Consider the following 20,548-nt stretch of genomic DNA (forward strand, 5'->3'; position numbering starts at 1 on the left):
ACAAGTCAACCTTAACTACCTTATCTATGAAGTATTTCATTCACGACGGCCAGTCGGAGCTGGGTCCGTTTACACTTGATGAGCTCAAGGCTCAGAAAGTTTCTCCCTCAACACATATCTGGTACGAAGGCCTCGCAGGCTGGGCAACTATTGAAAACGTTCCAGAACTTAAACAGCAATTGTTTTCCTATGGAACACCTCCGCCTTTTCATTCAGGTTATTCTTCAGAAAAAAACAATTATACACCGCCCCCTCCGCGTGAAACTGTCTATGTGCAGCCATTTCCTGAACAAAAGCATTCATTTAATAAACCGCTTATTATTACGCTTGTGGTTATTGGTGTAATTATCCTTGCCTTCTTGTATCGAAGCAATAGTGATAAAAGCGAAGTGATGGCGGCTGTTAAAGAAACGCAGAATCGTGAGGATTACGAAGCAACGCGTATCGCCGCAGAGAACAAGAAATACAGAGTTTATTGGGATAAATACATATTGATTGAACGAGGAGATGTTTATATCGACTACACACTTGGTGGTATTGATAAGTTCAACGTCTTTGTAACGAATAAAACGGAACGATACCTTGATCAGGTTGATATCCTTGTATCGTATATTCTCAAAAATACACGCGTCTATAAAACAGAAGTTATTAGTCTCTCTAATATAGCTCCCGGAACGAGAGAATCAGCGCCCGCACCCGAGAGTTCAAGAGGCATGAGTGTAAAAATTGAAGTGCGTAAGATTCTGAGTAAGGCAATGAAGTTCTGTTATCCGCTTGGACAGGGCGGCGTTGAAGATCCTTATTATTGTGAGTAATTTTTACAATTAAACTTTTTTATGAGTCAATTTATTGTATCCGAAGCGTGTAAGATCCCCTATAAGAAAAACAAGAAAGGAGTCAAACATATTTCTAGTGAGGAAAAACATATATTCTGGGAAAATCACAAGAAATATTCATCGAAAAATGGTTGTTATATTTTTGCGATTCAGACAAGAGGGCTGACTCCATTTTATGTCGGAAAATCCTCACGCCATTTTTTTAAAGAGATTTTCACTGACCACAAACTTGGCAAATACAATAGCGTTCTTCACTCCTATACGCATGGAACTCCTTATATGTTTTTCGTAACGCCAGCTAACTCCAGAACCAAAATCAGTATAACCAAACTTGCTCAAATTGAAACATATCTCATTCAATCAGCTGCAAGAGCGAATGAGAATTTGGTCAACATAAAAGGAACGAGTGGGCCATCTTGGTCGATTAAAGGAGTGACTAAAAGGACAAAGGGTAGTCCGAAAAAAGCAGACACAGCATTCATAGGTATGTTGAAAATTCAGCAATGGTAAATTGCAGGGAGCATAAATCTCGAATTAAAATTACTATACTGTATTATTTAAAAGTTTCAGGAACACCAGGATTTTTTTATTGAAAAGAAGATAATCGCATGTAATCGAAAACTAACATCCGATACTAAATATTTTACTTCACGTCTATTGTTTCAAAAAAAAGCCGACCAGGTCTCCCCGATCGGCTTTAAAGTTTATTTATAAGAGCCTTTACACCCCCTGATAATACCTTACATAATCCACAATCAACCACTGCGGAAAATAAGTATTCGCATCCGGTGAGCCGGGCCAGTTGCCGCCCACCGCCAGGTTAAAGATCAAAAAGAATTCTTCATTAAACGGATACAATACCCCATTCAGATCGGCCTTGTTTACCGTAGAGAACAAATTACCATCTAAATACCATTTGATCTGGTCCTGCTTCCATTCCAGTGAGTATACATGAAATTCATCCGCCAGTGTGCCGGTTGACAAAGCCGTACTGCGTGAGATCTGCGTGCTCGCCGGGCCGGGGCCGAAGTGCAGCGTACCATGCGTACGGTTCGGCTCATGCCCCACCATTTCCATGATATCTATTTCGCCGCTTGTGGGCCAGCCACCATACACACTCGCCTGCGGCATCATCCAGAACGCGGGCCAGATGCCTTTACCCTTCGGCAATTTCGCACGGATGTCGATGCGGCCAAATTTGAACATCTTTTTACCGGAGGTGAGAATTTTAGATGACGTATAGTTCCGCGTTCCAAATTGCTCTTTGTTGGCCTCGATAATGAGTTTACCATCCTGGAAGAACAAATTCTGCGGACGGCCTGTATAGTATTCCAGTTCATTGTTTCCCCATCCACACATCGAAGGGCAGCCGTCTCCATCCTGGTTGCTCCAGGCCGTTGCATCCAGCGCCCCGTTATTAAATTCATTCGACCAGGCCAGCGTAAAGCCTGCATAACTCGTAGGTGCGTCGTAACCGTTATTGTTAAACGGTACTTTGGTGTCGTCATTTTTTATCGTCACGGTGGCCTGCGCTCTTACCAGCACCACATTCGACGGATCGTTCAGTGTTACCGTCAGCATGTCGTCGCCTTCTTTGATATCGTCGGCTACTACGCTCAGCGCAATGTTTTTGGTCCGTTCTCCCGCAGCAAATTGCAGGGTGCCGTTCAAAGCCGTGTAGTCCTCTCCTGCTTTGGCGGTGCCGTCTGTTGTGGCATATTTTACGGTCACGGCATTTTTGGGTTCGCGGTCGAGTGTCACCTGTATATTAAAGGTGGTTGTACCGCCGTTGCCTTCAAATAAAGTCACGTCTTCTACCGTGAGGTTGGGATGCGGATCGGGTGCATTGTCTCCACCACTTTTTTTACAGGCGCTTACCATTACCAATGATAACATCGCCGCTCCGGTCAGTTTATTGATATACGCGTACATAGTCTACTTCCATTTTTTGTGGAAAAATGCTATCGTCTATTCCTTCCTTTCCGCCCCAGTTGCCGCCTACCGCTACATTGAGCAGCAAGTGGAATCGCTGGTCGAAAGGCCATTCGTTGAATGTTTTCTTTTCGTTTACAAATTCATAGTACAGGTTGTCGTCCACACCCATGCGAATCTTATCCGGTGTCCATTCCATCACGTATACGTGAAAGCCGTCCGTTACTTCCGGCTTGGCTATGCCTCCCGGTTTGTGCGTACCGATCGCATGGTTATAGGTACCGGTATGTACGGTGCTGAACAAAGAATCCGGCAGGTAACCTACATATTCCATGATATCGATCTCCCCGCTCTCCGGCCAGCCACCGTATTTCCAGTCGGTAGGCAACATCCAGATCGCCGGCCAGATACCACGGCCTTTCGGCAGTTTGGCTCTTACTTCGATGCGCCCGTATTTCCAGTCGCCTTTGTATTTCGACAACACGCGTGCGGAAGTATACTTGTTGCCTTTGTACTCTTCCTTGTTCACATGTATAGTGAGCAATCCATTGCCGACTGAAACGTTGGCGGGACGGGCATCGGTGTAATATTGTTTTTCATTATTACCCCACCCATGTCCGCCGGTATCGTAGCTCCAGCGTGTCGTATCCGGCATGCCTGTATAATTGAATTCATCGGCCCATACCAGTTTCCTGTTCTGCGCCGTCACCGCCCAGCTCAACAGGCAGCTTACTAAAATTAATACTCCTCTCATAATTTTCTCTGCTTCATTGATCTTAAAAAAAGGGCGGGCTTGTTTAACCCTAATTCGCCCGCCCTGCACTCACTGCTTGTCGTGCTTGCTTAACGTTCTTTATTATTCGGGTACAAAATGGAATTCCCATGTACCCCAGTCGTAGTTTTTACGCAATACCAGTTCGGTTGCTGAATAAGAAAGCACATCATAGGTGATGCTTGCTTCGGGACCGTTGGTGGTACCATTGTCGCCAGCTTTGTAGATGCCGAGGAATGCGCCGGTGCCTGTTACTCTTATTTTGCTGTTGCCGATTACGGAGAAACTGTGTGTGCCCGAGCCCCATGCGCGGTATTGCGGAGCAATGTCATTGATCGGGTGACAGCCGATGGCCACTCCGATATTGTTTGGCCACGGTGCACCATTTTCATCTTCCACCCAGATATCACCCTGGTTATCGAACCGGTATACAGAGCCAACGGCCGTAAAGATGAACCGGTCGTTGAACGTACAGGGACGTGCCGCCACATCACTTGCCGGATTCTCCCACCATATTTGTGTGAGTCCGGGAGGACCTACACGCAGCGCTGCTGCCGTTGGTTTGAGTTTCCAGGTTTTGGTAGCACAACCTGTCAGTACAGCTTTCAATCCCACACATCCGTTGGGATCATCTGCCGCTACGGTTACCGATTGAGAAGCAGAGTCGATACCACCCTGCCCCATCGCCAGCAATTTGATCGTGTACGATCCCGCTGAAGGGAAGTAGGCCGTATCCACCGCTTTGCCGAATCTTGTTCCGCTGCCGTCACCATTGTCCCAACGCCATTGCGTGGTATGGGATGAGGTGCTCGTTAACAGGTAACGGTTCACCATGCCGGGAATGGGAGTGGCAGTGAAGGAGGCGTCCGGCAAGGCACCGAGTTCTTTATTTTGTTCGTCGGGACTGCACCCGGTAATCACCAGTGCTGCTATGCCCGCGAGAAAGAATATTTTTTTCATATACGCTGTCATTTAAGATTAATAGCCAGGGTTTTGTTTCAGGTTACCTTGTGAGATATCGATCTCTGATTGCGGTATCGGCAATATTTCGTTTTTGCCGCTTGTGAATCCTTTTGATCCCAACACGGTTGCCGCTCTGTTGGTACGGATCAGGTCAAAGAAGCGATGTCCTTCAGTAGCCAGTTCAAGCTGCCTTTCTTTGTAAACATTATCCAGTGTAACCGCTACGGCAGGCAAACCGACCCGGCTGCGTACACCTACAAATCCGGTACGGCCATTCAGCAGGTCTCCGGCTCTTGTGGTGCTGCCGCCGCTGCGCAGCAAACATTCGGCTTCCATCAGGTAAGTATCGGCCAGGCGTATCTCAATTTCATTATACGGCCAGTTCAATTCTGCCGTACCCACCGCCGAGCGGAAGGATTGCATCGGTGCATATTTTTTAATGAAGTAGTCGGTGTTTTGGTAACGCGCATTGTAGGTGGCACCATTTGCGCGTAAAGCTGCACCATCGATGATCGTGTATTGAAAACGCGGGTCGCCCTGCATGGCCGTCACCAGGTCGAGTGAAATCGGTGCAAAGCCCCAGCCTGCCGAATAAGTAGATCCGGCATAACCATCCATGCCGATGAATTGTGGAGCCACATTGCCTTCACCGCCATTGATCCATCCCCAGTCGCCCCATGCTGCTGCATTAGAGTGCGGAATTTCCCAGATCGATTCCGAACTGAAGCGATTATCAGGACGGAATATATCGCCGTAGTTAGGCAGCAATGAATAGTTAGGCGCCGTGTTTACTTCGTTGAACAAGGTAGCCGCCTCGGCCATGCGTGCATTGTTGTTTTGAAACAGGATCACTTTTCCCAACAATGCTTTTGCACCATTTTTTGAAATGCGTCCGTTTTCCGATACCGGGATAGTCAGCGGCAAATCGGTGATGGCTTCTCTCAGATCTTTTTCGATTTGCGTCCATACTGCTGCAGGTTCTGCCTGTGTTTGTTTATACAGATCGGCAGTAGGAATATTGGCAATGATCAAAGGAATGTGACCAAACCAGCGGATAAGATCAAAGTAAAAATAAGCGCGCAACGCTTTGGCTTCCGCCGTTACTCTTGCACGAAAGTTTGTACCGAGCGAAGTAGAGTTTTCAATTTTTGACAAGATCAGGTTCGCCCTGTATATACCGGTATAACTTTTAGACCAGAGTCCGACCTGCGGACCGATAAAAGAGGTCATGGTAAAGTTATCATACGATACCCAACCCGGTTGGTCTGATGCATCACTGCCGCCGGCATGCGCTTCATCAGAAGCTACGGACAGCAATGGCATCTTCATGGTATACCCGCCGGATGTGCCCCATTGCATTACATCGTACACGGCAATGAGTCCCTGGTACACCTGTTCTTCATTTTTATAAAAGTTATCTTCCAGATCCGACCCTCTCGGTTCCAGTTCGAGGAAGCTTTTGCTGCAGGAGCTCAGTGTAAGAGCTGCCGCTGCCAATACCACTCCGAAATATTTTGTTATGTTACGTTTCATACCAGTTGTTTTTTTCATTTAAAAACCAATGTTGATACCTGCCATCAATGCACGTGGCTGCGGATAGATACCGCGGTCGATGCCATTGCTGCTGCCGATCTCCGGATCGAAGCCGGTGTATTTGGTAAACGTGAGCAGGTTATTACCCATCACATATACACGCACTTTACTCAAACCTACACGGGTGAGCCATTGATTAGGCAGTGTATAACCGATCTGCAATGTTTTGATGCGGAAATAAGATCCGTCTTTGATGAAAAAGTCGGAAGCGGTACTGAAATTTTTATTGGGATCACCATCTACTAATCTTGGGAAATAGTTGGAGGTTCCTTCACCGATCCAGCGGCCGAGTGCTTCGGTAGTATAGTTGGAAGTAGGCAGGTCGAAACGGCGGATCGCCTGGAACACATCAGCTCCTGCTACACCCTGGCCAAATACCGTGAAGTCAAATCCTTTGTATTCGGCACTGATCGTAAAGCCATAACTCCAGTCAGGAGTAGGGTTACCAATCATCGTGCGGTCGTTGGGATCGATCACGCCATCACCATTATAGTCTACAAAGCGGATATCACCAGGGCTTGCGTTGGGTTGCAGCTTGATACCATCTTTGTTTACGTAGTTGTTTACGTCATCCCAGTTCTGGAACAGACCGTCTGTTTTGAATCCGAAGAAATAATCCAGCGGGCGTCCCACGGTTGTGCGGGCAATCTCCAGTCCCTGCGGGCTGAAGGTCTGACGGTTGGCCAGGTAATCCAGGTCATCGGTGATGAAGGTCACTTTGTTGCGCAGTGAGGCTACGTTGCCCGATACGCTCAGGTTCACTTTGCCTAACTGGCGGCGATAACCGAGTTCGAGTTCTATGCCTTTATTTTCCATAGAGGCGATGTTCTTGATGGGACCGGTGTTACCTACATACATTGGCACATTCACGCGCTGCAGCATGTTGGTGGTCTTTTTGTTGAACCAGTCGAAGCTCACATTGAAGTATTTGAAAATAGTAGCGTCGAATCCGATATCGGTCTGCGAAGTTTCTTCCCATTGCAGATCCGCATTGGGAATCGCGTTGGGGCTGAAACCTGTGATCAGTTGGCCATTCAGTGTGTAGTTGCGGCCACCACTTACGGTTGACAGGTACGCAAAGTTCTCGATACGGTCGTTACCATTCACGCCATAAGAAGCGCGGAGTTTCAGGAAGCTGATCTTGTCTGTTTGCGGGAAGAAAGATTCGCTTGAAGCGATCCAGCCGGCAGACACGGACGGGAACATACCAAACTTCTTGTTGCTGCCGAAACGGGAAGAACCATCGCGGCGCAGGATCGCCGTCAGCATATAACGCTGATCATAGTTATAGATCAAACGGCCAAACATGGAAGCCAGTCTGTTCTCATATTCATAACCACCGCTGAACTGATTTTCAGCAGGCACTACGAAGTTCATGGAAGCATCTTCGATACGTGTAACGGGAATACCTTTCTTGGTATTCTTGTTGCCCTCACCTTTATTTTTCTGAGCGGATGTACCGGCCAGCAGGGTGAACGAATGGCGGTCGATGCTGCGCTGATAAGAGAGTGTATTTTCCCACAGGTAAAATAATCCTCTGTTATTATTACGTGTGTAATCGTTCAGTGTGATGTTCTGGTTGATGGAGTTCAGGTAGAACAGCGGTTGAAAACTTGCATCGCCCCAGAAAGCCAGGTCGGCGCCGATGCTGGAACGGAATTTCAATCCCTGTATCAATTCAATCTCCGTAAACACATTGGCAACGATCTTGTCGGACCAGCCATAACCCTGTGCCACTTTCACGGCAGCCAGCGGGTTCAGGATTTCCGATCCGATGTATTTGGAAATACCATAAGGATTGCCTTTGTCATCCCGCACGATAAACGGACTTGTGCTAAGGCCATTATAAGGAGCCTGCGACAGTATAGCAGGGTCTGTTTCGATTACAGGCGTAAGCGGGTCCATATTAATAGCACGGTTCAGCGGCGTACCATATTCGCTGTTGGTGCCCACACCTACCGAGCGGATATGCGTGTAACCAACATTGTTGCCAAACGTAATGCGTTTGCTGATCTGGTGTGTGGCATTGAAGCGTGCGGTGAAACGCTGAAACTTCGAATTGGAAGAAGTAACGATCCCTTCCTGGTCGAGATAACCGAAGGAACCGAAATAAGAAGATTTGTCGCCCGAACCGGAGATGCTTAATTCATGGTTCTGAATGCGTGCGTTGTCGTTGAAAACGGCTTTCTGCCAATCGGTGCCTTCACCGAGTGCGGCAGGGTCGTTGAACATGATCGGTTTGTTGCCGTTGACGCGCATTTCATTCATCAGTGTGGCGTACTCGCGGGCATTCAGCAAATCCAGTTTACGCCAGGGCGCCTGGGTGCCTACGTAGCCGTTGTAATTAACACTGATGCGACCCTGACGGCCTTTTTTGGTAGTGATGAGGATTACACCGTTGGATCCCTGCGTACCATATATAGCGGCGGAAGCCGCGTCTTTAAGTACGTCGATGGATTCGATGTCGGACTGGTTGAGGTACTCGATACCTCCGTTGATCACGATCCCGTCCACTACATAAATAGGGTCGGTGGTGGCGGTAAGACTGGACGCACCGCGGATCCGCACTTTGGCAGACTCGCCGGGCTGTCCGGAATTGGCCGTTACCTGCACGCCGGCGATACGTCCCTGGAGGGATTGCTCCACGCGGAACACAGGCATGTTTTCCAGGTCGCTGGCTTTTACGCTCGAGATGGCGCCGGTCAGGTCGCGGCGTTTCTGCGTACCATAACCTACCACCACGATCTCGTCGAGGTCGCCGGCCTGGAGCTGCAGCTCGAAATTGTAATTACCTGAAGTTTTGATTAATTCCTCCCGGCTGATCGAGCCCGCGTAAGAAACAACGATCTGGCTGCCCGCCGGTACAGTTAAGGAGTAGAAGCCTTTACTATCAGTCATGGTGGAAGGCGTGCCACCTTTAACAGCTACCGTGGCTCCGTTGAGCACCTCTCCGGTTGACATGGCAGTCACTTTTCCGGTGATCTGAAGGTTCTGGCTCTGTGCAGTGAGAAAAAAAAGGAGAAAGGTCCCGAGGGACAGTACAATTTTCCATTTCATATGCAAGCGTTTAGGTTTGTGTGCCCGAAGGCAAAAGCAAGTAGTTAAAATTAGGCTCATCGACCCCCGAAGGCTAATTTTCGACTACATCAACACTACATCATGTCGCAAACGACCCATTTTTACACCCCAACAACACTACATCATTGCGGTTTTTTGCTTACATTCGGTGTACTTGTCCGGAAAACATGAGATTTTCGATTGCCTTGCTTCTGCTAAACTGTTGGCTCCTGCAGCCCCTCCGCAGCCAGAATACCATTGGCCTGCCGGAAATATTGAACTATTCCAAACTTTCCTACCGGGCCGGCACCCAGAACTGGGACATCTGCCAGGACAAAAGCGGGCTGCTTTATTTTGCCAACAACGAAGGCCTGCTCAGTTTCGACGGCACTTACTGGAAAAATCACCCGCTTCCCAACAAAACCATCGTCCGCTCCATCGCTATCGGCACCGATGGCCGGTTATATGTAGGCGCGCAGGACGAGATCGGGTACTTTTCGCCGTCACCAACCGGCATCCTCACCTACCATTCGGTCAAAGACATGATCCCGCCGCAGCACCGGTCGTTCACCGACGTGTGGGATATTGTTTGTTTTGAGGGAAAAGTATTCTTCCGGTCTAACGACCGTATTTTCATGCTGGCAGATAACCATATAACGGTTTATCCGTCCAATACCTGGTTGTTCCTGGGCGTGGGTCCGCAGGGGCCGATCGCGCAGGATGTAATAAAAGGTGTGATGCTGTTCCGCCAGGGCAGTTGGCAATCGCTTATTCCGCGGGAAAACATGCCGCCGGGATTTCTGATCACCGCCGTGGTGGCCCTGCATCCCGATACGCTGTTACTCACCACCCTGAAACACGGAATCTTCCGGATGAGCCACGGCAAGCTGGAAAAAATGCAAACACCGGCACTCAGCCAGATCGCCGACTACCATATATATGGAGCAACACTGATCGATAAAAACTCCATCGCCCTGGCCACGACAACCCGCGGTTGCGTGATCATCGATCCGCAGGGACAAACCATCCAGCAATTTTCGCGGCAGGAAGGACTGCAGAATAACAACGTGCTGGCCATTTATGCTGACAAGCATAAAAACCTCTGGCTCGGGCTCGACAACGGCATCGACTTTATTGCTTACAACAGCGCCATCAAAAATATCTTTCCTGACAAATCCAACGAAAGCGCGGGTTACTCGGCCATCATCCACCAGGCGCATCTCTATCTCGCTACCACTAACGGACTGTACTCGGTGCCACTGGAAGAACGACAGGATCTGAGTTTTGTAAAAGGCAACTTTCAACAAGTGACCAATGGCCGGGGGCAGGCATGGAATCTGTCAACCGTAAACGGACAGCTGTTAATGGGTCACCACGAAGGTGCGTATGTGATCAATGGCGATCAGGCAAAACCACTTGACAACAGCGGAGGCTTCTGGACATTTCAACCGCTTAATTCCGTATCTCCCAGTGATCTGATGGTGGCCGGCACCTACCAGGGCATTCGTTTTTTTACCTATAAAAATGGAAAATTTGTTCACGACGGTGCGCAGGCCACTTTTGAATCGTCGCGGTTCGTGGCGGTCGATCACCAGGATGTATGGGTATCGCATCCGTATAAAGGCGTTTACCGCGTAAAATACAACGACGGCAAACCAACCGTTCAATCCTACGCAGAGAAATTCCGTCATGGTTTAAGTAGCAACGGCAACTATATCTTCCGCATACGCAACCGCATAGTAGTGACAACGGAAAATGGCATCTATGAATACGATGCGGCAACGGACAGCTTTTTACCATCGGCTTACTTCCGGCAGATCTTCGGCGATCTCATTATCCGTTACCTGCGCGAAGACATGCAGGGAAACGTATGGTTTGTATATGATAAAAGTTTAGGCGTGGCCGACTTTTCCGGCGCCAAGCCACGCATCATTTATATTCCGGAACTCAACCGCAAACTCGTAAGTGGATTTGAGCAGGTATATCCTGTGGATGAGCACAATATTTTTGTAGGCGCGGAGAAAGGATATTTCCATATCAACTACGCCAAATACAAACAACATCACCCCGTATTGCAGGTGCACCTGCGCGAAGTAAAAGCGCTGGGCAAAACAGACACCTTGTTATTCGGCGGTTACTTCCGCGATGTGAGCCAGGACCAGACACAACAGCAAACGCCATCGATCAACTACAACTCGAACAGCCTGCATTTTACTTTTAGCGCACCGTTATATGAACAACAAACGAATATCGAGTACAGTTATTACCTGAAAGGATACGATAAGAAATGGTCTGAATGGAGTGAGAAAACGGAAAAAGAATATGCCTATCTCCCACCGGGCACTTACAACTTTCAACTGAGGGCACGCAACAACCTGGGCAATGAATCGGTTGTATACAGTTACTGTTTTTATGTACTGCCGCCGTGGTATCGCAGCTGGTGGGCCTATACGCTTTATGGATGTTTGGTACTGATGGGTGCTTATCTCGTTTATCGCTGGCAAAAAAGAAAATTCCAGCGCCAGCGTACGCAATATGAAACCGAGCAAAGACGTCTTCGCTACCTGCATGAACTGGAAGTAGCGCAATACGAAGAAGAACAAAAGCGTCAGCAATACCTGCACCAGTTGGAACTGGAGAAAAATGAGAAAGAAATCATCCGGCTGAAAAATGAAAAACTGGAAGCGGAGATCGCCTTTCAAAATAAAGAAATGGCAAGTACTACCATGCACCTGGTGAAGAAAGGAGAACTGCTGACGAAGATGAAAGACGAACTGCAAAAAGTGACGCGCAGTACCGATGATGAAAAATCGCTCGATGTATTTCGCCGCATGATCAAAACGCTGGGCAACGAAGATAAAATGGATAAAGACTGGGAACACTTTACCATTCACTTCGACAAGGTGCACAATGATTTTTTCATTGCATTGAAAGCAAAGCATCCCAACCTTACGGCCAATGAACTGAAGCTCTGTGCGTATCTCCGGATGAACCTCAGCACCAAGGAAATTGCGCAGCTCATGAACATCTCGGGGCGTGGTGTGGAAATCAGCCGTTACCGGCTGCGGAAAAAACTGCAAATCCCGACGGAAACAAACTTATTTACCTATTTCCTTGATTTCCATTCCAATACTAAAGACTCGCCTGTGGCTCCTGCACCGGACAGCCGAGTGTAAAAAGTTTTATACTTTTGCAATATGGCTTTGCAACATGATTTTGATACGCGGGAAGATGTAGCAACCGCGGAGATGACCGAAACGCAGGACCCCTGCAGCCTGATTGTGTGGAACGATGAGGTCAATACATTTGAATGGGTGATTGAAACCCTGGTGGAAGTATGCGGCCATAGCCAGGAACAAGCCGAACAATGTTCCTATATCATCCACTTCCAGGGTAAATATGCCGTGAAGCAGGGAAGTTATGATGAACTTAAACCTTTATGCGACGCCATTACCGAACGGGGCATCGGTGCTACCGTTGAAGTAATTGCCGGTTGAATCAAGCAGTAAACCGTGCCCGTCTTCTCCCTTGACGATACGCTGAACTTTCCCCATCCTGCGCTGGCAGAAGAAGATGGCTTATTGGCCGTTGGCGGCGATCTTTCGCCTGAACGGTTGCTGGCTGCTTACCGCCTGGGCATCTTTCCGTGGTACAACGAAGACGAACCTGTGCTGTGGTGGAGCCCGGATCCACGTTTTGTTTTGTTTCCTTCGGAATTAAAACTGAGTAAATCGGTACGTCCCTTACTCAACAAAAATGCCTTTCGTTTTACCGTAAACAAAGCGTTTGCGGAAGTGATCGCACACTGCCGCGAGGTACCGCGTGCGGGACAGGAAGGCACCTGGATTTCACCGGAAGTGGAAAATGCTTACACGGAATTGCACCGCCGTGGTTATGCGCATAGTGCAGAAGTATGGGAAAATGATAAGTTGATCGGCGGGCTTTACGGCATCCGTATCGGTACTGTTTTTTTCGGGGAAAGTATGTTCAGCCTGCGCAGCAATGCATCACGTTATGCCTTTGCAAAGTATGCACAGCTTTTGCAAAAGGATGGCGTGGAACTGATCGATTGCCAGGTGTATACCGCTTATCTTGAAAGCATGGGGGCGAGGATGATTGAAGGGAAGGAATTTAGAAATCATTTAGGCCTGAAGGCCTAAATGATTTCAATGTGGAAATGTGCCCGCGCTTCGCGCGGGTCCGTGTGCAGATGAGAAGACCGCTTCGGGAACCTCTGCGCTTATTCATTTTCACATTTACACATTTACACATTTTTCAAAATCTTGTTCCCAGGTAATGCGGCAACATGGCCCGCCAGGTAGGCCAGTCGTGCGGATAACCGGGTCCCCAGTTGTCCAGTTCATACCCGATGCCCTTGTCATATAAGATGCGGGCAAAACGTCCGGCGGCATCAGGATCTTCATGTGCACCTGCACCGGTAAGAATATGAATGTGGCCGCTGCGGCGGATTTGTTCGAGTATGTTGTGATCCGACAGTTGGGGAATATAATGTTGCGGGCTGTTGAAATAAACATTATCGTCGTAATGCCCTTTGGTGTACTCGGTAAGGTCATACACACCGCTCATGGCTATAACACCATTGATGAGATCAGGGCGTTTGAGGAATAAATTCATGCTATGCAAAGCACCGAAAGAAGCACCTGAAACAACGATGGGTGTTTCCCAACTGGTGCTGTTACGGATAAACGGTATTACTTCATTGTACACATAATCGTTCCACTGCTGATGGCGGACTGATTTCTGCCAGGGATCCATATTGTTGTTCAGCCAGCTTTCGTTGTTGATGCTGTCAATCGAGAATACTTTTATTTTACCTCCATCAATAAAGGGTGCCAGTGCGTCGATCAGTTGGAAACGTTCGTATTCCAGGTAATCGGCAGCAGCCGTAGGTACGAGCAAAAGGGCAAAACCGTAATCGCCGTAAGTGGCAATGGGCATTTCTTTTCCGAGCGAAGGACTATACCATGATGTGATGGATCTGTTCATGCGGGTTATTTGAAGCTTCAATATATCAAGTTTTAAGGTAAAAGGCAAAAGGTGTAAGGTGAAAGGTGTAAGGCTTAAGGGGTAAGGTTATTGATTTTTGGTTGTGGTGCTTACCTGCCCCTTTACCATTCACTAATTGACGATTGACTCCCGAGACTTCGGGATGACGATTCACCATTCACGGGTGAAAAAACGGTTCCACCTCCGGGAAAAAACCCACGAATAGATCAAATTTTTTTATAAATAACACTAAAAACGCCTAATTGGTCATATTCTTTGCAATTATCAACTGTTCCCACTTGGTATTTTCACGTACGATTTCTACTTTAGCGCGACCGTATTTTTACTAGGATCAGCCCTCCGCCACCAAACCTCCAGCAGCTGTCCCTATATCCCCCGAAAATCCACCTTGGGAACTATTATGTTCCGTTTAATAAAACACGGCCAAAGCCGTCGCACCCGTTATGACTAAAACCGAACCCATCCGGATCATACTGGTTGATGACCATGATCTGACCAGGAATTCACTACACCAATTGCTCGGCAACGACCGCCGCTTCCATATTGTAGCACAGTGCGACAATGGTATGGACGCCATTCACCAGGCCGATCAACTCGAACATGATATTATTCTCATGGACATCAATATGAGTCCGGTCAACGGATTTCAGGCCACCAAACGTATCATCGGAAATTCGCCGGGAGCCCGTATCATCGGCTTCTCCGCCCACAACCACCCGCGATACGCCACCACCCTTTTCTCCCTCGGCGCCCGCGGATTCGTAACCAAAACATCGCCCTTCCTGGAACTGATCAACGCCATCCTGCAGGTACACAAAGGCGAACAATACCTCTGTGAAGAAGTGCGCAACAACCCCAGCTTCCGCGACCGCGACATACCCGTGAAATAATCGGCCGCTGCGCGAAAATTAAACTTGATGCACGCCGGAAAAGCTGGTAATTTTGCCGCCTTATGGAATTGAGCAAAAATTTTGAACCCGGCCAGATCGAGCAAAAATGGACCGGTCAATGGCAGCAAAAAGGCTATTTCAACAGCAAACCGGATGACCGTCCCGCGTTTACCGTGGTCATTCCCCCGCCGAACGTCACAGGCGTGCTGCACATGGGCCATACACTCAATGAAACCGTACAGGATATTCTTGTCCGTAAAGCCCGCATGAGCGGCTTCAATGCCTGCTGGGTACCCGGCAGCGATCACGCCTCCATTGCCACTGAAGCCAAAGTGGTTCAAATGCTCCGCGATAAAGGCATCGACAAAAACACCCTTTCCCGCGAAGAATTCCTGACCTATGCTTTTGAATGGAAGGAAAAATATGGCGGCATCATCTACAACCAGATCGAAAGACTCGGTTGCAGTGTCGACTGGAACCGCGTAACCTTTACCATGGACAGCGATTATTACAAAGCTGTTATCAAAGTATTCGTTGACCTGTACAAAAAAGACCTGATCTATCGCGGCGCACGCATGATCAACTGGGACCCTGCGGCCAAAACAGCCCTCAGCGATGAAGAAGTCGAGTACAAAGAAGTACAGGGTAAACTTTACCATGTTAAATATGTATTGTCCGATGACAACGGACAACCTACCACGGAGTCCATCACCATCGCCACCCAACGCCCCGAGACTATCATGGGTGATACGGCAGTATGCGTGAACCCGACCGATGAACGCTATACGCACCTCAAAGGCCGCAAGATCCTCGTGCCCCTGATCAACCGCGCCATACCGCTGATCTTCGACGAATACGTGGACAAAGAATTTGGTACCGGCGCATTGAAAGTCACACCGGCACACGATATCAACGACTACAACCTCGGCCTCAAACACAACCTGCCCGTAATCGATACCCTCAACGAAGACGGCACACTCAGCGAAGCCGCCGAAATCTTCGTGGGAACGGATCGCTTTGCGGCACGCAAAAAAGTAATTGAACAACTGGCCGCTGAAGGGTTGCTGGTGAAAGAAGAAGAATATACGACACGCGTAGGCTACTCACAACGCAGCAATGCCGTGGTGGAACCGCGCATCTCCACGCAATGGTTTGTACGGATGAAAGACCTCGCCGAACCCGCTTTGAAAGAAGTGACCGAAGGCCGCATCCGCATTCACCCCGGCGATAAATTCCTGGCTACCTACCGCTACTGGCTCGAGAATGTAAAAGACTGGTGCATCAGCCGGCAGCTCTGGTGGGGACAACAAATCCCTGCCTGGTACGACGAAGCAGGTAACTGCTACGTTGGCGAAACCCTCGAAGAGGTGCAGGCAAAATATCCGGAAACCGCCGGTCAGTCGCTCAGCCGCGACGTCGATGTGCTCGATACCTGGTTCTCTTCCTGGCTATGGCCAATCGAAGTATTCAAAGGCATTACCAAACCCGGCAATCCGGAAATCAATTATTACTACCCGACCTCCGTACTCGTAACGGGACAGGACATCATTTTCTTCTGGGTGGCCCGCATGATCATGGCCGGTATGGAATACCAGCACGAGAAACCATTCAGCGATGTTTACTTCACGGGCATGGTTCGCGATAAGCAGGGCCGCAAGATGAGTAAACAATTGGGCAACTCCCCCGACCTGCTGCACCTGATCGATACTTATGGTGCTGATGCCGTACGTTTCGGTATCATGATCTCCTCGCCCGCCGGCAACGACCTGCTGTTCGACGAAAGCAGTTGCGACCAGGGTAAATTTTTCAATAATAAAATCTGGAACGCGCTCAAACTGGTGAAAGGCTGGGAATCGCGCATCGGCGAAACCCCTGCAGCCGGCAACGATTTTGCCGCTGAATGGTTCCAGAACCGCCTCAATGAAGCACGCGAAGAAGTAGAACGCCTCTATCGCGAGTTCCGGTTGAGTGAAGCATTAAAAACGATCTATTCACTTATTTGGGACGATTACTGCAGTTGGTACCTCGAATGGGCAAAACCCGGTTTCGAACAGCCAATCAGTGCCGATGTATATAAAAAAGCGGTTTACTTTTTCGAAGAACTGATGCAATTGCTGCACCCGTTCATGCCGTTCCTTACCGAAGAAATTTATCACCTGCTGCAAGACCGCGAAGACGATCTGTGCGTGCGTCAGTTTACGGCTTTGCAACCGGCCAACGAAAAAATACTGCAAAGCGGCGCCCTGCTGAAAGAAACCATTTCAGCTATCCGGGATGCGCGTACGAAAGCACAACTCAAACAACGGGATGCGATCGTTTTATCAATCCAGACGGCTCAGCAAACTACTTACGAGGAAATACAACACCTGCTGGCCAAGCAAGTGAATGCGACTGAAGTACATTTTGTCCATGCGGCTGTACCCGACTGTATCAACGTAGTGGTACAGAAAGACCGTTTCTTCCTCGCCACCGAGAAAGAACTTGACACTACTTCACAAAAAGAACAATTGCTGAAAGATCTCGAGTACTACCGCGGCTTTCTCGGATCAGTAGAGAAAAAACTCAGCAACGAAAAATTTGTTCAGAACGCGAAGCCCGAAGTGGTAGCGATGGAACAAAAGAAAAAAGCCGATGCCGAAGAAAAGATCATCGCCATCGAAGAAAGCCTGAAAACGTTGTGATCCGTTAACGCGGAATAATGCTCACCGGCAATACAAACTCATAAGACACGGCCTTCCGGGGTTCGTAGAAATCTGTATCCAACAGATAACTCACCCGGAAGCCGAAGGTCAATGAATATTGATTCCACCATTTCGTGTCGAAATAAATTTCTCCCCCCGTGCTTCGCTGATCAACCGTGAATTGTTTATCGCGTGAGTACACACGTGTAAGATCGTAGAAAGCATTCGCCCGGATGCGTTGTATGTAAGCGATGTTGGCAAATCCCCAGTCAGGATACCACAACGGAAAATGATAGTTAGCCGATGCACGCCACATACGTGCAGCATAGATCGCATTGTACCCTCTTGAATAAGGAAAACGGCTGCTGAATAAAGCATTTACCGTATCGGATTCCTGGAAGGCGCCTGTGAACACCAGGCTGTGCGAGTAAGCAGCACCGGGCAGGTACACCGCCGCACCAAACAAGGATTGCCAGCTTTTATAATTGGTGATGGCATGACGGTAGTTGGCATTGACATTATAACCCAGCCGCGGAAAAATATGCTGACGCGCCATTTCCGTTTGCTGCCCCCACGAAAAGAAATGATGCAGGTAGGAGAATTGAAAATTATCAAACCTGTCTTTGTTTGCGCCCTTGTTATAATCCGATCTGTAAAAATAGTTACTGCCGATATTGAACTGCCGGACCGTTTTGCCTTTGGCCCATGTCAGCGGCACATTCAATCCCACGCGCAGATCAACCTGGTCCCAGTTTCTCGATAAGGTATCCGAATAACGAACCGAGCGGTCAAACGTATATTGCGCGCCGGCGCTCAGGTAAGGAAAGAATGCACCATAAACAAAACTTGCACCGGCTGCATGCGTTTTGTCATTTTCATTGTACTGATAATAAATCTCCGTTTCCGTAGTGTTGAGAATATTATTTCCATACAAAGAATAAGTCAGCAACGGGTCTTCGTAATAAGGACGCCAGCTATGAAAATTGAACAGTCGTGTAGACTTGCGGTATTTTTTATCGGGGAAAAAACGCGTTGGCAACTGGCCAAGTAATCCTGCCAGTGTATCGGCCGGTTGTGATTTGCCTTCGGCAAAAATGCGGTCGCTTACTTCCACCCAGGCCAGCCGGCTGCTGTCGGTCTGCAACAACTGGTAACCATCTGCGGTAAAAGTGGACCATACAAATTTTCCTTTATCCGCATTCACCTGGTAACTGCCCAATGGCGAACGAAGTACACGGAATATTTTACGGTCGGCAAAACGGTAGGCATATACCTGATCGCTGCCTTCATAAGAGGCCGTATAATATACTGCGGTATCCGTTACCCATGGATTGCCTATTGCATGATAGGAAGGTGATGTCAGCCGCACAATACTCCCCGCATTGATATCTGCTTCAGCCAATGCCATCCGTCCGTCACGCAGCCGCACAGCCGTGATCACCCGGTCATTGCCCGCAAACTTCGGATCGGAAAATACATTGATCTCGTCCGATGTGATTTCTTTCAGCACTTTGCCATCGCCGGCATCAAGCACGTGCAATGCCGAACGACCACCGGGATCCTGCTGCACCGCTACAATGCGATCACCTTCCGGCGAGATATCAGGAACAAAGTATTTGGTACGATGACGAAGGGTGCGTTCTTTTTTGGCTTTTATGTCCCATATTTTGATCACACTGTAATCGCGCCAGCGCCAGCGTGGATCCGATTCATAAGCGGCATACACTACTTTGCCGTTGCGACAAGCATATTGATCGTCGAGCGCAATGTCGCGCACACGCAGGCGGTGAATACCCGATGCGTCCTTCAGCATAAAAGCCGGACGTTTGTTATAAGATGTGCGGAGAAATAAGACCGAGTCCTGCCCGATCATAAATGGAAAGCGGTCGTTGTTTACCACGCGCCCGTCCTGTTTCACCACTGCTGTCGCTTCGGTTGCGGGTGCGGGTGGTAATTTTTCTTTGAAATGCTGAAAAGCATTATTGTAAAAATCAGCATACTTTAACCCTGTATATTTTTTTACCGCGCGTTGGAAGGGATAGAACAAGCCTTTGTAGGCGCTGGCATCTCTGGTAACGTTTGCCCATACATCTGATCCATATTTTTCACGTCCGTATTGCACCAGTAAATAACCCAGGTTGTAATGGGTGGGAACATAATCTTTCAGTGAACCATTGCGCAGCTTCATCCAACTGTATTTTTTATCCGCTTTCCACAATGCAGGATAGGCATTGAGAAAAAGGGGTAAACGGCCTCTGCCCTGGCGGGAAAGCCGTGTTTCATTGTACACTGCATCGCCTTCAAAGAACCAGTCAGGCACTGCCGCACTGATGGCTACGGAATAACCTTCTTCGCCAAATACACCTCTGGCCACACGGCTCAATCCGTTGTTGAAATTATTGAACTGTTCCACGTGGCGGTATTCGTGCAGTGACAACTGATCTGTCCAGGGAATGCTGCCCTGATCGAAATTGTCACGCTCTGGTGTAAGATAGAATTCACTGCGGTAAGGTCCCAATCCTACATACCCATTTGCAATCACCGTATTGTTTTGCAGCACGATGTTGATGCGCCGCATTTGTGAGCCCAACGCGTAAGGTTGCTTCGCTGCAAGATGGTGCACGATCCCTGCCACCCGTACGGCCTGGCTATCGAGTCCTTCGGGATAAATGATCCGTGCCGTGTCGGTCTCTATCTGCCGCCACTTTACGGAAGATGGGGTTCCGCCGAATTGCTGGGCGCAAAGTTGAGTGGTCAGTAAACAACAAAAAGCAGCAAATAGAAAGCAGCGCATGG

The 20,548-nt window shown here is 48.6% G+C and carries 14 protein-coding genes; 7 read left to right on the top strand and 7 right to left on the bottom strand.

The window, feature by feature from the left end; translation table 11 throughout:
• Positions 1 to 26: 26 nt before the first annotated feature.
• Together H608_RS0105010 and H608_RS0105015 are read left to right on the top strand one after the other, a co-directional pair.
• Positions 27 to 815, top strand: coding sequence for a DUF4339 domain-containing protein (locus tag H608_RS0105010; protein WP_028786715.1), 789 nt, complete (start codon positions 27 to 29; stop codon positions 813 to 815).
• 21 nt (positions 816 to 836) lie between these two features.
• Positions 837 to 1,346, top strand: coding sequence for a hypothetical protein (locus H608_RS0105015; protein ID WP_028786716.1), 510 nt, complete (start codon positions 837 to 839; stop codon positions 1,344 to 1,346).
• A 210-nt stretch (positions 1,347 to 1,556) separates the two neighbouring features.
• Here the strand turns inward: H608_RS0105015 and H608_RS23440 are convergent, their stop codons facing one another.
• The 5 genes from H608_RS23440 to H608_RS0105040 all read right to left on the bottom strand — a co-directional run bounded on the left by H608_RS23440 (position 1,557) and on the right by H608_RS0105040 (position 9,153).
• Positions 1,557 to 2,768 (bottom strand): family 16 glycosylhydrolase, encoded by a 1,212-nt coding sequence (locus H608_RS23440; protein ID WP_051268053.1) that lies wholly within the window; start codon positions 2,766 to 2,768, stop codon positions 1,557 to 1,559.
• Positions 2,749 to 3,522 carry a glycoside hydrolase family 16 protein gene (locus H608_RS0105025; protein ID WP_051268054.1) on the bottom strand — a complete coding sequence of 258 codons (774 nt, stop codon included), beginning with the start codon at positions 3,520 to 3,522 and terminating at the stop codon, positions 2,749 to 2,751. Before H608_RS0105025 ends, H608_RS23440 begins: the two co-directional genes overlap by 20 nt.
• A 102-nt stretch (positions 3,523 to 3,624) precedes the next feature.
• Positions 3,625 to 4,500 carry a PKD domain-containing protein gene (locus tag H608_RS0105030; RefSeq protein WP_028786718.1) on the bottom strand — a complete coding sequence of 292 codons (876 nt, stop codon included), beginning with the start codon at positions 4,498 to 4,500 and terminating at the stop codon, positions 3,625 to 3,627.
• An 18-nt stretch (positions 4,501 to 4,518) separates the two neighbouring features.
• Positions 4,519 to 6,036: a RagB/SusD family nutrient uptake outer membrane protein gene (locus H608_RS0105035; RefSeq protein WP_028786719.1), complete on the bottom strand. Its 1,518-nt coding sequence runs from the start codon at positions 6,034 to 6,036 to the stop codon at positions 4,519 to 4,521.
• A gap of 18 nt (positions 6,037 to 6,054) precedes the next feature.
• Complete coding sequence (locus H608_RS0105040) at positions 6,055 to 9,153, bottom strand: SusC/RagA family TonB-linked outer membrane protein (protein WP_028786720.1); 3,099 nt, start codon at positions 9,151 to 9,153, stop codon at positions 6,055 to 6,057.
• A 188-nt stretch (positions 9,154 to 9,341) separates the two neighbouring features.
• Between H608_RS0105040 and H608_RS0105045 the strand changes: the two genes are divergently transcribed.
• Genes H608_RS0105045 through aat form a run of 3 tightly spaced genes read left to right on the top strand, consistent with a single transcriptional unit; the run spans position 9,342 to position 13,313 of the window.
• Positions 9,342 to 12,329 (top strand): ligand-binding sensor domain-containing protein, encoded by a 2,988-nt coding sequence (locus H608_RS0105045; protein WP_028786721.1) that lies wholly within the window; start codon positions 9,342 to 9,344, stop codon positions 12,327 to 12,329.
• Positions 12,330 to 12,350: 21 nt separating this feature from the next.
• A complete protein-coding gene (locus H608_RS0105050; protein WP_028786722.1) occupies positions 12,351 to 12,650 on the top strand; it encodes an ATP-dependent Clp protease adaptor ClpS in 300 nt (99 codons plus the stop codon).
• A 15-nt stretch (positions 12,651 to 12,665) separates the two neighbouring features.
• A complete protein-coding gene (gene aat / locus H608_RS0105055) occupies positions 12,666 to 13,313 on the top strand; it encodes a leucyl/phenylalanyl-tRNA--protein transferase (protein ID WP_028786723.1) in 648 nt (215 codons plus the stop codon).
• A gap of 115 nt (positions 13,314 to 13,428) precedes the next feature.
• Here the strand turns inward: aat and H608_RS0105060 are convergent, their stop codons facing one another.
• The gene (locus H608_RS0105060; RefSeq protein WP_028786724.1) at positions 13,429 to 14,160 is read right to left on the bottom strand and encodes an esterase family protein; all 732 of its coding nucleotides are present in this window, start codon (positions 14,158 to 14,160) and stop codon (positions 13,429 to 13,431) included.
• A gap of 464 nt (positions 14,161 to 14,624) precedes the next feature.
• On the opposite strand from H608_RS0105060, the gene H608_RS21335 reads away from it, so the two are divergent.
• Both H608_RS21335 and H608_RS0105070 read left to right on the top strand, forming a co-directional pair.
• Positions 14,625 to 15,071: a response regulator gene (locus H608_RS21335; protein WP_051268056.1), complete on the top strand. Its 447-nt coding sequence runs from the start codon at positions 14,625 to 14,627 to the stop codon at positions 15,069 to 15,071.
• Between the two features lie 62 nt (positions 15,072 to 15,133).
• Positions 15,134 to 17,752 (top strand): valine--tRNA ligase, encoded by a 2,619-nt coding sequence (locus H608_RS0105070; RefSeq protein ID WP_028786725.1) that lies wholly within the window; start codon positions 15,134 to 15,136, stop codon positions 17,750 to 17,752.
• A 4-nt stretch (positions 17,753 to 17,756) separates the two neighbouring features.
• Here H608_RS0105070 and H608_RS0105075 read toward each other — a convergent pair whose 3' ends face one another.
• Entirely contained in the window at positions 17,757 to 20,546 is a 2,790-nt protein-coding gene (locus tag H608_RS0105075) for a TolB-like translocation protein (RefSeq protein WP_028786726.1), read from the bottom strand.
• Positions 20,547 to 20,548 lie beyond the last annotated feature (2 nt).

The sequence above is a fragment of the Terrimonas ferruginea DSM 30193 genome (assembly GCF_000425585.1).
GTDB classification, from domain to species: Bacteria; Bacteroidota; Bacteroidia; order Chitinophagales; family Chitinophagaceae; genus Terrimonas; species Terrimonas ferruginea.